This is a genomic window from Alloalcanivorax balearicus MACL04, from assembly GCF_025532145.1.
GTDB classification, from domain to species: domain Bacteria; phylum Pseudomonadota; class Gammaproteobacteria; order Pseudomonadales; family Alcanivoracaceae; genus Alloalcanivorax; species Alloalcanivorax balearicus.
Window position 1 is genome coordinate 71,211 of record NZ_ARXS01000015.1, and the last position, 12,589, is coordinate 83,799.

General features: G+C 61.6%; 12 protein-coding genes. 8 read left to right on the plus strand and 4 right to left on the minus strand.

Features of this window, described 5'->3' with window-relative positions:
* The first annotated feature begins 90 nt into the window (after positions 1-90).
* A complete protein-coding gene (locus MA04_RS13575) occupies positions 91-3,387 on the plus strand; it encodes a carboxyl transferase domain-containing protein (RefSeq protein WP_262460972.1) in 3,297 nt (1,098 codons plus the stop codon).
* Positions 3,388-3,495: 108 nt separating this feature from the next.
* On the opposite strand, the gene MA04_RS13580 is transcribed toward MA04_RS13575, so the two are convergent.
* Positions 3,496-4,425, minus strand: a complete 930-nt coding sequence (locus tag MA04_RS13580; protein ID WP_240342675.1) for a 2-hydroxyacid dehydrogenase — start codon at positions 4,423-4,425, stop codon at positions 3,496-3,498.
* Between the two features lie 243 nt (positions 4,426-4,668).
* On the opposite strand from MA04_RS13580, the gene MA04_RS13585 reads away from it, so the two are divergent.
* Entirely contained in the window at positions 4,669-5,757 is a 1,089-nt protein-coding gene (locus MA04_RS13585; RefSeq protein ID WP_262460974.1) for an aminotransferase class V-fold PLP-dependent enzyme, read from the plus strand.
* 96 nt (positions 5,758-5,853) lie between these two features.
* Positions 5,854-6,303, plus strand: coding sequence for a DUF2147 domain-containing protein (locus MA04_RS13590; RefSeq protein ID WP_262460976.1), 450 nt, complete (start codon positions 5,854-5,856; stop codon positions 6,301-6,303).
* Between the two features lie 112 nt (positions 6,304-6,415).
* Here MA04_RS13590 and MA04_RS13595 read toward each other — a convergent pair whose 3' ends face one another.
* Positions 6,416-7,027 (minus strand): TetR/AcrR family transcriptional regulator, encoded by a 612-nt coding sequence (locus MA04_RS13595; protein ID WP_262460978.1) that lies wholly within the window; start codon positions 7,025-7,027, stop codon positions 6,416-6,418.
* A 119-nt stretch (positions 7,028-7,146) separates the two neighbouring features.
* On the opposite strand from MA04_RS13595, the gene MA04_RS13600 reads away from it, so the two are divergent.
* The 5 genes from MA04_RS13600 (at position 7,147) to MA04_RS13620 (ending at position 11,920) form a co-directional block, all read left to right on the plus strand.
* A complete protein-coding gene (locus MA04_RS13600) occupies positions 7,147-7,992 on the plus strand; it encodes an SDR family NAD(P)-dependent oxidoreductase (protein WP_262460980.1) in 846 nt (281 codons plus the stop codon).
* Positions 7,993-8,021: 29 nt separating this feature from the next.
* The gene (locus tag MA04_RS13605) at positions 8,022-8,951 is read left to right on the plus strand and encodes a ferritin-like domain-containing protein (protein ID WP_262460982.1); all 930 of its coding nucleotides are present in this window, start codon (positions 8,022-8,024) and stop codon (positions 8,949-8,951) included.
* Between the two features lie 52 nt (positions 8,952-9,003).
* Positions 9,004-10,671, plus strand: a complete 1,668-nt coding sequence (locus MA04_RS13610; protein ID WP_262460984.1) for a flavin-containing monooxygenase — start codon at positions 9,004-9,006, stop codon at positions 10,669-10,671.
* A 454-nt stretch (positions 10,672-11,125) separates the two neighbouring features.
* On the plus strand, positions 11,126-11,350 hold the full coding sequence (locus MA04_RS13615) for a hypothetical protein (RefSeq protein WP_163122955.1): 225 nt from the start codon (positions 11,126-11,128) through the stop codon (positions 11,348-11,350).
* A gap of 27 nt (positions 11,351-11,377) precedes the next feature.
* Positions 11,378-11,920, plus strand: a complete 543-nt coding sequence (locus MA04_RS13620) for a CbrC family protein (RefSeq protein ID WP_163122957.1) — start codon at positions 11,378-11,380, stop codon at positions 11,918-11,920.
* A gap of 14 nt (positions 11,921-11,934) precedes the next feature.
* Here MA04_RS13620 and MA04_RS13625 read toward each other — a convergent pair whose 3' ends face one another.
* Together MA04_RS13625 and MA04_RS13630 are read right to left on the minus strand one after the other, a co-directional pair.
* Positions 11,935-12,252 (minus strand): CcdB family protein, encoded by a 318-nt coding sequence (locus MA04_RS13625; protein ID WP_163122959.1) that lies wholly within the window; start codon positions 12,250-12,252, stop codon positions 11,935-11,937.
* Positions 12,252-12,497 carry a type II toxin-antitoxin system CcdA family antitoxin gene (locus MA04_RS13630; RefSeq protein WP_163122961.1) on the minus strand — a complete coding sequence of 82 codons (246 nt, stop codon included), beginning with the start codon at positions 12,495-12,497 and terminating at the stop codon, positions 12,252-12,254. The genes MA04_RS13625 and MA04_RS13630 overlap by 1 nt, the downstream gene beginning before the upstream one ends.
* Positions 12,498-12,589: the final 92 nt, after the last annotated feature.

Consider the following 12,589-nt stretch of genomic DNA (forward strand, 5'->3'; position numbering starts at 1 on the left):
CGTGTAAGTAAATAAATCGCTATCGTCGTACCCCGTGACCGGTGCTCCCTGATGTAGGCACCCATTCGAATAACAGGACGGACCAGCCCCATGACCATTGCCAGACTGCTGATTGCCAACCGTGGAGAGGTGGCGGTACGCATAGCCCGAGCCGCCGCCGATCTGAATATCGCCACCGTGGCGGTGTACCCCGAGGACGACGCCACTTCCCTGCACACACGCCTGGCGGATCAGGCGGTGGCTCTGGAAGGGCGTGGCGTGGCGGCGTACCTGGATGGTGAGCAACTGTTGCGGGTGGCCAGGGAACACGGCTGCGACGCGGTCCACCCCGGCTATGGCTTCCTCAGCGAAAGCCCCACCTTCGCCGCCTTGTGCGAGCAGGCCGGCATGACTTTCGTCGGCCCCTCCTCGGAAACCCTGTCCCTGTTGGGGGACAAGGCCCGGGCCCGGGAGCTGGCGCAGGAATGCGAGGTGCCGGTGGTGCCTGGCACCAATGGCGTCACCTCGCTGGAACAGGCCCGGGCTTTCCGGGCGCAACTGGGCGAGGAGGGCACGGTGATCGTCAAGGCCATCGCCGGTGGCGGGGGGCGTGGCATGCGTATCGTTGGCCCGGAAGACGATCTCGACGAAGCCTATCGCCGTTGTCAGGCGGAGGCCGCCTCCTCATTCGGCAACGACGCGGTCTATGTGGAGCGCTTCGTGGCGCGGGCCCGTCATATTGAAGTGCAGATCGTTGGTGATGGCGGTGCCGAGCCGGTGCATTTGTGGGAGCGCGAATGCAGTGTGCAGCGCCGCAATCAGAAGCTGCTGGAAATCGCGCCGAGCCCTACCCTTTCGGAAGGCATGCGCCAGCAACTGCTGGACGCTGCCCAGCGTATCGCCGCCAAGGTCGGTTATCGTGGCCTCGGCACCTTCGAGTTTCTGGTTGACGCGGATGAATCGCGCTTTGCTTTCATCGAAGCGAACCCGCGCTTGCAGGTGGAACATACCGTCACCGAGGAAGTCACCGGCGTGGACCTGGTGCAGACGCAATTGCGCCTGTTCGGCGGTTGCTCCCTGGCTGAAATGGGGCTGGTATCCGGGCGCGAGCCGGCGCCGGCGGGATACGCGATCCAGTTGCGTATCAACATGGAAACCATGAGCGCCAACGGCGACACCCAGCCCAGCGGCGGCACTCTGACCACCTTCGAGGCGCCGGGCGGCCCCGGCGTGCGCGTGGATACCTTCGGTTATCGCGGCTATCGCACCAGTCCCCACTACGATTCCCTGCTGGCGAAGCTGATCGTGCACAGCCGCGGCGCCGACTATGCGGACGCCGTGGGCCGCGCTTATCGGGCCTTGTGTCAGTTCCGTATTGAGGGCGTGGAAACCAACATCGGTTTTCTGCAGAACCTGCTGCAACGGGATGAAGTGGTGAGCAATACGCTGCACACCCGCTTCGTGGATCAGCATATGGCGGAACTGGTGGGCGATGGCGAACACCGGCGGTTGCACTTCAGCAGCGGCGCCGAGGAGCAGGCCGCCACCGCTCAGCGGGTTCAGGGACCCGCGGGCACCGAGCCGGTGATCACGCCGATGCAGGGCGTGCTGGTGGAATACATGGTGGCGGAAGGCGATACCGTGCGTGAAGGTCAGCCGGTGGCCTTCGTCGAGGCAATGAAGATGCAGCACCAGGTGGTGGCCTCGATGAGCGGCATCGTGCGCCTGTGCGCGTTGGACGTGGGCGACGCGGTTGGCAAGGACGAACCGCTGTTGTTCGTGGAGCCGGCGGAAGTGGGCGGCGAGCAGGGGATCGAGGAAGAGGACATCGATCTGGATTACATCCGCCCGGACCTGGCGCGGCTGAAACAGCGGCTGGCGCTGCTGGAGGATGAGAACCGTCCCGACGCGGTGGCCAAGCGCCGTCGCACCGGCCAGCGTACCGCCCGCGAGAACGTGGCGGCGATTTGTGATGCGGACAGCTTCATCGAATACGGCGGGCTGACCATCGCCGCCCAGAAGGCCCGCCGCAGTGTCGAGGATCTGATCAAGAATACCCCGGCGGATGGCATGGTCACCGGCATTGGTTCGGTGAACGGCGATCTGTTCGACGACAGCAACAGCCGCTGCGTGGTGCTGGCCTACGATTACACCGTGCTGGCCGGTACCCAGGGCACCATGAACCACAAGAAAACCGACCGTATTCTGGAGGTAGCGGAGAAGCACCGGCTGCCGGTGATCTTCTTCGCCGAAGGCGGCGGCGGCCGTCCCGGTGATACCGACAACGCCACCAAGGTGGCGGGTCTGGATGGCCCCAGCTTCCTGCAATACGCGCGCCTCAGCGGTCTGGTGCCGCGCATTGCCGTGGTGTCCGGACGCTGCTTCGCCGGCAACGCGGTGTTCGCCGGCTGTAGTGATCTGATGATCGCCACCGAGAACGCCTGCATCGGCATGGCCGGCCCGGCGATGATCGAAGGCGGTGGCCTCGGTTCCTTCCGCCCCGAGGAAGTGGGGCCGGTGTCGGTGCAGCGCCACAACGGTGTGATCGACTGCGTGGTCAAGGATGAGGAAGAAGGCGCCGCCCTGGCGAAGAAGCTGATGGGCTACTTCCAGGGGCCGGTGGCCAACTGGGACTGCGAGGATCAGCGCTGGTTGCGCCGGGCTATTCCGGAAAACCGGCTGCACGCCTACGACGTACGCTCGCTGATCCGCACTCTGGTGGACAGCGATTCCTACCTGGAACTGCGGCCGGACTTCGCGCCGGGCATGATCACCGCCTTTATCCGCATCGAGGGCCGTCCGCTGGGACTGATCGCCAACGACCCGAAAGTGCTGGGGGGCGCCATCGATGCGCCGGGGGCGGACAAGGCGTCCCGCTTCATGCAACTGTGCGATGCCTTTGGCATCCCGATGTTGAGCTTGTGCGATACCCCCGGATTCATGGTCGGCCCGGACGAAGAAAAGACCGCCACCGTGCGTCACACCTGCCGCATGTTCGTCACCGCCGCCAGCCTGTCCGTGCCGCTGTTCTCCATCGTGCTGCGCAAGGGGTATGGATTGGGCGCCCAGGGCATGACGGGCGGTTCTTTCCATGCGCCGTTCTATTGCGCTTCCTGGCCCACCGGCGAATTCGGCGGCATGGGGCTGGAAGGAGCGGTGAACCTGGCGTACCGCAAGGAACTGGATGCCCAGGAAACGCCGGAAGAACGCCAGGCGTTGTACGAGAAACTGGTGGCTCAGCTGTATGAGAAAGGCCAGGCGCTGAGCATGGCCGCGGCGCTGGAAATCGATGCCGTGATCGATCCGGTGGATACCCGTGCCTGGGTGATGCGCGGCCTGCGCGCGCAACCGCCGGAAGGCATGGCGCCGATCGCCGGCAAGCGGCGGCCGATGATCGATACCTGGTAAAAAGAGACGCCACCACGCAACACGCAATCACGCTGGTACGCGACCAATCGACTTTTGTTTTTCCTGCGTGTAAGCGTGTTGCGTGGTGGCGTGTATGCGTTTTGGGGCTCAACTCACTATATTCAACAATGGCTCCCCCCGCGCGATCCGCCCCACCTGGTCGCGCAGGAACGCCGACAGCCGGGGTTTCAGTGCCTCGCTGCGGCCGCCCACGTGTGGTGTGATCAGGGTGTTCGGCGCGTCCCACAGCGGATGATCCCCAGGCAGGGGCTCCGGCTCCACCACATCCAGAGCGGCACGCAGCCGTCCGCTTTGCAGTTCCGCCAGCAGGGCATCAGTGTCCACCACCGGGCCTCGTGCCACGTTCACCACCAGTGCGCCATCGGGTAGCCGCGCCAGAAAATCGGCGTTCACCAGATGGTGGGTGGCGTCGTTAAGCGGGGTGATCAGCACCACGATTTCCGCTTGCGGCAGCAGTGCCGGCAATTCGGTGTTGGCCTGGATGACGCCCAAATCATCTTCCCGGGCTTTCTGTCCCACCCGCAGCAATGTCACGCCGAACGGCAGCAATCGTTCGGCGATGGCACGGCCGATACCGCCAGCGCCGATGATCAGTACGGTGCGGTCCACCAGTCCCGGTGTTTGTTTCGGCGCCCAGCGATGGGCTTTTTGATCCACGGCAAAATCAAAGAGTGACCGCTGGCCCGCCAGGATCAGGCCCAACGCCAGTTCGGCGGTGGCTTCCGCGTGCAGGCCATAGGCGTTGGCCACGGTGGCGCCGCCGGCGGCCTCGACAAAGCCGTCATAACCGGTGGATTGAGTCTGCACCAGTTTCAGATTGGGGAGTTGCCCCAGCCGCGCCAGCCCGGCCTCGCCGGCGGGATGATGAAACACCACCGCGTCGATCTCCCCAGCCGGGATCGGCGGGTCATCGCGCAGATCCCACTTCACCAGACGTAGCGGTCCCGCCACATCCTGCACGGTATCCATATGCCAGGAGGTGGGCAGGGCAAGGGTGTTGATGTCCAGAGTGGTCATGATGGTTTCCCTTTGGCGGCAATAGGACAAGAGGGTTTCCATTGTAGGGGAAGTGGGGATCGGGTACAGCGCGGGCGAACCGGTCCTGGGGAAAGGATCAAAGGTTCCGTCCGCCAGCCGAATGCTCTATAACGAGGGGCTGTTGCATAACGATAGCGGAGAGAGCTTGTGTCTGAACGGCCCATATCAGAACGGGGAGCAGAACGGAGAGCAGAGCGGGCAGACGAGGTCGACCCGGAGGGCTTGCTTGAGTATTCCGTGGTCTTCACCGACCGCTCCCTGAACCATATGTCCCAGGCCTTCCAGGCGGTGATGCGGGATATTTCCGGGACCCTGCGGCAGGTCTACAACGCCGCCTCGGTGGCGGTGGTGCCCGGAGGGGGAAGTTACGGCATGGAGTCAGTGGCCCGTCAATTCGCCACCGGCAAGAAGGTGCTGGTAATCCGGAACGGATTTTTCAGCTATCGCTGGAGCCAGATCTTCGAGATGGGCGCGATTCCCGCCGAGGAGATCGTGATGAAGGCGCGGATGGTGTCCGATCAGCCCCAGGCGCCGTTCGCCCCGCCCCCCATTGATGAAGTGGTGGCGCGTATTCGCAGCGAAAAGCCGGATCTGGTGTTCGCCCCTCACGTGGAAACCGCCGCCGGCCTGCTGTTACCGGATGACTACCTGCAAGCCGTGGCCGCCGCGGTGCACGAGCATGGCGGCCTGTTTGTCCTGGACTGCATTGCCTCGGGGACTTTGTGGGTGGATATGGCCGCCAACGGTGTCGACGTCCTGATCAGCGCGCCGCAAAAAGGCTGGAGCTCCTCGCCGTGCAGCGCCCTGGTGATGTTCGGTGAAGAGGCGGCCAAACGTCTGGAGGAGACACAAAGCACCAGCTTTGCCATGGATCTGCTCAAGTGGCGGCGGATCATGGAAGCCTACGAAAACGGTGGTCATGCCTACCATGCCACCATGCCCACCGACGCCTTGCGCAAATTCCGCGATGCCATGCTGGAAACCCGGGACGCCGGCTTTGAGGCGGTCCGCGAGAAGCAATGGGAGCTGGGGCGCCGGGTGCGGGAGCTGTTCGCGGAACGGGGGCTGGCCAGTGTGGCGGCGCCGGGATTCGAAGCGCCGGGTGTGGTGGTGTGCTACACCGAGGATGACGGGATGCATAACGGCAGCAAGTTCATCGCCGAGGGCTTACAGACCGCCGCCGGTGTGCCGCTGATGTGTGATGAACCGGCCGGATTCAAGACTTTCCGCGTGGGCCTGTTCGGCCTGGACAAGCTGGGTGACGTGGACCGGGCGGTGCGGCGTTTGGCCGAGGCGTTGGACAACATTTAACGATCCGATGCGGTAATCATGATGTCGCGCAAGGACAAGTCGGCGTAATTGGTATACTCTTTCTCGCACTTTGTATACGCGTGCGGAGGTTCCAATATGCTGAAAGTCCTGGCCAGCAGTGTTTTGCTGCTCATGAGTGTGTATGCCTACGCCGGCGCCGATGCGATCCAGGGTATCTGGGAAACGGAAGACGGCGGCTACGTCTATATCCACCCGGAAGGCGACACCTGGGTGGGTACCGTAGTGGGGTCCCGGGCCGGTGAAGCTCGCTACGATGCCAAGAATCCCGACGAGAACCTGCGTGACCGGCGCCTGCTGGGTGTGAACGTGGTCACCGGCCTGAAGTACGATGGCGACAACCGTTGGGACGATGGCGAGGTCTACTCGCCGGATAACGGCAAAACCTACGATCTGAGTGCGGAGCTGAAGGATCAGGATACCCTGAAGGTGCGCGGTTACATCGGTATCAGTCTGCTTGGCCGCAGCCAGACCTGGCAGCGCATCGACGAAAGCGCGCCGCACGTGCAGAAGGAATTCCTGCAGTAATATTGGCAACACGCGTATTCGCTGCCAAGGCAGCTCCCACAAGAGGGCTACGAAGCCGCTGTGGGGAGCTGCCTTGGCAGCGAATGGCGTGCTTGCGGGCAGCCCTTCTCCCTTAACCCTCCTTCCTCAATTCCCCTTCCACGAAGTGCGCGACCATGTCGCCCAGCCCTTTGACCAGTTCCTCGAAACCGATGGTGGGGTTGGGCTCGCTCAGATAGCGCAATACCGTGAAGACGCCGCCATTGATCATGATATAGCCCATCGCCGGCAGATTGCCCAGACGCGCCAGTTGCGGGTGATGAATCACATACTGCAGTAGCAGGTTCATCAGCAGCCGCTGGATCGGCTCCATGTAATTGCGGGGCGCGAAGTAGGCGGCGTAGCTCATGTAACGCAAGTAGCGGCCGTGGTTTTTTTCCAGCAGGTCCCGGAACCCGAACAACAATTCCTTGATCAGGTCGCGGATTTCCATCTTCACCAGCGCCGGTGTCATCGGTTCCACCATGGCCACCACCTCCGCCACCATGTGGTGGTGCATGGCTTCGAACACCTCCTCCTTATTGGCGAAGTACTCGTAAAGTGAGCCAACGCTCACTCCCGCCAGATCCGCTATATGGCGCGTGGTCGTGCCCTGCACCCCGTGCTCCGACAAGGACAGGAAGCCAGCCTCGACAATGGCATTGACGGTGGCTTTGGCGCGCGGCTGGCGGGGCGTGCGTGGCATCTGAGCTCCTCATTGGCGTTAGCGGCGGGAATCCGAATTGAATCCGAACAAACAGTCGGCTTAATTTGCCATTACTGAATGTGACGGTCAATTTGTCATCGTTGTCGCGAGGAGCCGGCATGCCCCAACAACATTTGTCCCATGGCGCCCGCGCGGTGGTAACCGGAGCAGGTAGCGGCATTGGTCGTGCGTTCGCGCTGGCTTTGGCCAAGCGTGGAGGCCGCGTGGTCTGCGCCGATCTGAATATGGCCGCCGCGGAGAATACGGTGGCGATCATCGAGCGGGCGGGTGGCCACGGTCTGGCCGTGTCCTGCGACGTGTCCGAACTGGCGGCGGTGGAACGCCTTGCCGCCGAGGCCGTCGACTGGTTCGGAGAGTCTCCCAATCTGGTGATCAACAACGCCGGCGTCGGCGCCGGCGGCAAGGCCATCGGCGATATGTCGATGGCGGACTGGAAGTGGGTTCTGGATGTGAATATGTGGGGCGTGATTCACGGTTGCCATGTATTCACGCCGTTGCTGCGCGAGCTGCCGCGGGCGGGCGTGATCAATGTCTGTTCCACCGCCAGCTTCGCCGCCGCGCCGCGCATGGGCGCTTACAACACCAGCAAGGCCGCGGTACTGGCGCTATCGGAAACTCTGGCGGCGGAAAACGCCGGCAGCGGTCTGCGCGTGACCGCTCTGTGTCCCACTGTGGTGAAAACCAACATCTTCAGCGCCGGTCGCATCGACCAGGCACTTACCCCGTTCATGGACCGGATTATCTCGCTCACCGGCGTATCCGCCGAGAGTGTGGCGGCCACGACTCTGAAAGCCCTTGATCGTGGCCGCTTCTATGTCATGCCGCAATTTGATGCCCGGCTGATCTGGCGTGCCAAACGCTTCCTGCCGGTGACCTACACCCGTGGCGCCAGCCTGCTCGGCAGGCTGGTCAGCGAACGCCTCAAAACCAACCCGGCTCAGTAACAGGCCCACTCAGTAACAGGAGAGCCAAAATGGCGAATATCGATCTGGACAAAATGCTGGCCAAGGTGAAAAGCAGCCAGTGGGCGCTGGCGGACATCGACTGGGACGCCCCTGGCGCGGACCTGATCACCGCAGAACAGTGGCCGAAACTGAAAGCGTTCATGGCCGACCTGATGTGGATCGAACATGTGGGCGCCCGTGGTTTCGCCGCCATGGCCAAGAAGGCGCCGGATGACACCCTCAAGCAAATCTATACCTATTTCCACGCCGAGGAGCAGCGCCACGCCAATGCGGAAATGGCATTGATGAAACGGTGGGGCATGCTCGATGGCGATGAGCTGCCGGAACCCAACAAGAACCTGAAGCTGGTGATCCAATGGCTGGATAAATACAGCGATGACATGCCGCTGGAAGTGCTGGGGTCGGTAATCCCGATGCTGGAGATTGCCCTGGATGGCGCGCTGTGCACCTTCCTGCTGGATACAGTGGACGATCCGGTGTGTCACCAGGCGTTTGCCCGTATCAACGACGATGAATCCCGGCATCTGGGGGTTGGTTTCCACGTTCTGGAAATGCAGGGGCGCGGTGACCTCTATATCAAGGCATTGAAAACCGTGGCCACGGTGCTCGATCCACGTCTGATTCTCGGCATCGCGTCCTATGTACCGCTGCTGAATCGCATGCGTGACAACGTGGTGGCCATGGGGCTGAGCGAAGAGAAGCTCTATGCCTGCATGAAAAAGTTCGAGCGCATCGGCGGACGCACCGCTCAGGGGCGCCGCAATCCCTGGTATCAAATCATCAGCCGCCACGGCCGCATGGTGGTGAACCGCGATAACCGGACTTATCACGCTCCGGTGGATCTGATGGTCCGGTTGACGGATTACATTCCGGAGCGGCTCATGCCCTCGCGGGTACCCACCTGGGTCAAGGGCATCAGCTACCGGCCCACCGCCTGAGCCCGGATGCGCCATCCACTATCCGATTGTCTGACACATTGAACGGATCGTCATGAGCAACGAGAACCAGCAGAATCAGGACACTACCGCGCCGGCTCCAGCGGCGAAAAAGAAAAAGGTCGCCACTCGCAAGACGGCGGCCAGGCCGGCGGCGAAGAAAGCCGCCGTGAAGCGTAAAACCACGGCAAGGAAGAAAGCCACGGCCGCCAAATCCAGCCGCCGTAGCACCGCCCAAAGCAAACGCAATGTGGTGAAAGAGGCGTCCGTGGTCATCGTCGGCGCCGGCTTTGCCGGTCTGGGCATGGCGATCCGGCTTCGTCAGGCGGGCGTGGATGATTTCGTGCTGTTGGAGCGTGCCGAGAAGGTGGGCGGCACCTGGCGTGACAACACCTATCCGGGCGCCGCCTGCGATATTCCTTCTCACTTGTATTCCTATTCCTTCGCGCCGAATCCGCATTGGTCCCGGCACTTTTCCGGCAGTGACGAGATCCTGGGTTACATCGAGCACCTGGTGAAACAGTACGGTTTGCGTGACAAGATTCACTTCCAGCAGGACGTCACCGATGCGCGCTTCGATGAAACGAAAGGCCAATGGCGTGTGGATACCCGCCAGGGCGATGTCTGGCAGGGACGGGCGGTGGTCATGGCCCAGGGGCCGCTGTCCAATGCCAGTTTCCCGGACATCGAAGGTCTGAGTGACTTTAAAGGCAAGCGCCTCCACAGTGCCCGCTGGGATCATGATTACGATTTCTCCGGCAAGCGGGTGGCGGTGATCGGCACTGGTGCCAGCGCTGTGCAGATCGTTCCGGAATTGGCGAAAACCGCCGGTATCCTGAAAGTGTTTCAGCGCACTCCGGCCTGGGTGATTCCACGCCCGGATTACGCCACTCCGGACTGGAACAAAGCGCTGTTCGAGAAGCTGCCGCTGACCCGTAAGGCCATGCGCCAGGCGCTGTACTGGACGCATGAAACCATGGCGCTGGCGGTGATCTGGAATTCGCCGCTGACGCGCCTGGCGGAGCGACTCAGCCTGATACACCTGCGTAGCCAGGTGAAGGACGACTGGATGCGCCGGCAATTGACGCCGGATTTCCGCATCGGCTGCAAACGGGTTTTGCTCTCCAACGATTACTATCCGGCCCTGCAACGGGACAATGTGGACCTGATCACCTGGCCCATCGCCCGCATCGCCGAGAACGGTGTCCGCACCTGTGACGGCATCGAACACCAATTCGATTGCATCGTCTTCGCCACCGGTTTTGATGTGCCCAAGAGCGGCACGCCGTTCCCGATCCGCGGTCTCAATGGCCGTGAGCTGGGAGAGGAGTGGTCCGGCGGCGCGCGGGCCTACAAGAGCGTCAGTGTGGCCGGCTATCCGAACCTGTTCTTTACCTTCGGACCCAACTCCGGTCCCGGTCATAATTCGGCGCTGGTTTATATGGAAGCGCAACTGGACTATGCGGTGGCGGGCATTCGCCGCATTCTCGACCATGACCTGAAGATCCTGGACGTGCGCGAGAGTGTTCAGCAGCGCCATAATCGCCATTTGCAAAAGCGGCTGGCCAGGACCAACTGGAACTCCGGGTGTAAAAGCTGGTACCTGACGGAAGATGGCTATAACGCCACCATGTACCCGGGCTTCGCCAGCCAGTACCGCCGTCAGATGGCCCGGTTCGTGGATCAGCACTATCGGCGGGTGCCGCAAACCGGGAACGCGTGAGTCGGGGGACTCTTATCAGGGAGGGAGAGCCGGCGGTCAGCGTTCCAGGACACGGAGAAGCACGGTCCTGGAACGCTGACCGCCGGCTCTCCACGAGCTCTGAAACCCTTCGCTTCGAATCAACCCGGACAAGCTCCTACAGCGGCCTTGTAGCCAGGTTTGTGGCACGACGAATCGTTCGAGGGTTATAAGCGGTTTACGTATACTCTCTGAAACACGGCGCTACGAGCGCGGGGTGGAGAGGAGCCTGAGGTGGAACTTCCGGAAAGCATGGAACTGATTCGCCGCTTTTCCAGCGCGGGGTTTGGCCTTGGGGAGTCCACGCGCTCGCACAGCGAGGTCCTGGAAAAGGAAAAGAAGCGGAGATTGCCCGAGGAGTTCCGTTGCTATATCGACCAGTTCGCCCCTGAACAGAGCCAGTATTTCACCAAGGTGGGAAACCCGCTTCTGCTGTATGGGGGAGCGTCATTGTCCCATTGCGGATTCCATCGGGCAGTTTCTGGTCTGCTCCGCGGCGATGCATCATGCGCTGGAGGAAATTCCGGTCGACGATCCGATCATCGACGATGAGCGTGGTTTCAATCTTTGTGATCAATGCGCGGACTGGCTTTTTCCGTTCATGAAGACCCATGCCGGGCGGTATTATGACGACTGGGTGTCGATCTTCGACAATCATTGATACAGGAACTGGTTTTCAGGGTGGGGCATGGGACAACGCTTCAGACACATCGCGGACAGTGCTCTGGAACCCTGTGAAGGCACGGTCTGCCATCATTGCGAGCGTGACGACCGTCCGATCTTCGAATACTCCGGCCGAATTGTTGACCCGAAACTGGCCGCCGATCCGGCGCTGGCCGAGGAGGAACCGGAGGTGTCGGAGTTATGTGCCGACTGTATTCTCGGCGGTAATGTGGTGCGTGACATGGATGACCGTTTGCGCGCCTTGGTCGACAAACTCTCCGATTCGCGGCGGCTATGGCGGGAGTTTCAGCAGTTGCCGGAGATTCCGCTGTTTCTGCAGGGGTTCGACTGGCCTCTGTGTTGTGGTGATTGGTGTGAGTTGGTCGGTTGCGCGGACAACCCTCGGAGTTTGGTTGAACGCCACGAGCAATCCCGCGCCTGGGATCGGGGGCCCACCTCCTATCGCCGTGATTTCAGGAGAGACGGCGCTCCGGAATCCCTGCGGGAAATTTCGTTCTTCCGCTGCCACCATTGCCGGCGGGAAACGCACATCGACCAGTTCACCTGATTCGAATGTCCCACTCAAATACCGGTAACCGCGAAATCCAGGGCCGCGATGATGTTTTCCTTGAAATGCGCAAGAGAACCGACGGGGGCATCGAGACGCTTCACCGGCAGGGAAGAAATCTGAGGTGTCAGCAACAGTAGCACCTCATCTTCAAAATGGATTTCCGGGGTCAGTCCCCGCATGGACTGGTCGCCAAAGGCAGAGCACTTGGCCAACGGAATGACGATGCGTGTCGCCAGATCGGCCAGAATGGGACTCTGTATATCCACCAGGTAGGGGTAGAGGGTTCTGCTGGTATTGCTCGGATTGCGGTAAACGTCGAACTGGGCCATCAAAATTCCCGAAACTCATCTCCGAAACAGCCGTGCTGCTCAACGCTCTCGTTATACTTCCTGATTGCTGCCCGGTTCTCCTCGACCCAGCGAGCGCCCTCGTGCCGGGCCAGTTCTTCCCTGAGTGCCCGCTCCAAAGTGGCTGACAGATTGATATTGAGGGCTCGGGTCTTCTTGAGAAGGTCACTGTTGATGGACAAATTAGCTGCTTTCTTGGGGGCCGTGGTGTCGTAGATGTCGTCCATTGCAGCCTCCATGAGCGCTGTGGGTAACGTTCCTGAAGTGTATGCGCATTGGTATGCGCATAAAAGACGCTGGCGGCGGGACGCTCTGCCGT

Bases quoted from the DNA above. Each gene is read 5' to 3' on its own strand.
- MA04_RS13575 (WP_262460972.1), top strand. From the start codon at position 91: ATGACCATTGCCAGACTGCTGATTGCCAACCGTGGAGAGGTGGCGGTA.
- MA04_RS13580 (WP_240342675.1), bottom strand. From the start codon at position 4,425: ATGACCACTCTGGACATCAACACCCTTGCCCTGCCCACCTCCTGGCAT.
- MA04_RS13590 (WP_262460976.1), top strand. From the start codon at position 5,854: ATGCTGAAAGTCCTGGCCAGCAGTGTTTTGCTGCTCATGAGTGTGTAT.
- MA04_RS13595 (WP_262460978.1), bottom strand. From the start codon at position 7,027: ATGCCACGCACGCCCCGCCAGCCGCGCGCCAAAGCCACCGTCAATGCC.
- MA04_RS13600 (WP_262460980.1), top strand. From the start codon at position 7,147: ATGCCCCAACAACATTTGTCCCATGGCGCCCGCGCGGTGGTAACCGGA.
- MA04_RS13605 (WP_262460982.1), top strand. From the start codon at position 8,022: ATGGCGAATATCGATCTGGACAAAATGCTGGCCAAGGTGAAAAGCAGC.
- MA04_RS13610 (WP_262460984.1), top strand. From the start codon at position 9,004: ATGAGCAACGAGAACCAGCAGAATCAGGACACTACCGCGCCGGCTCCA.
- MA04_RS13615 (WP_163122955.1), top strand. From the start codon at position 11,126: ATGGGGGAGCGTCATTGTCCCATTGCGGATTCCATCGGGCAGTTTCTG.
- MA04_RS13620 (WP_163122957.1), top strand. From the start codon at position 11,378: ATGGGACAACGCTTCAGACACATCGCGGACAGTGCTCTGGAACCCTGT.
- MA04_RS13625 (WP_163122959.1), bottom strand. From the start codon at position 12,252: ATGGCCCAGTTCGACGTTTACCGCAATCCGAGCAATACCAGCAGAACC.
- MA04_RS13630 (WP_163122961.1), bottom strand. From the start codon at position 12,497: ATGGACGACATCTACGACACCACGGCCCCCAAGAAAGCAGCTAATTTG.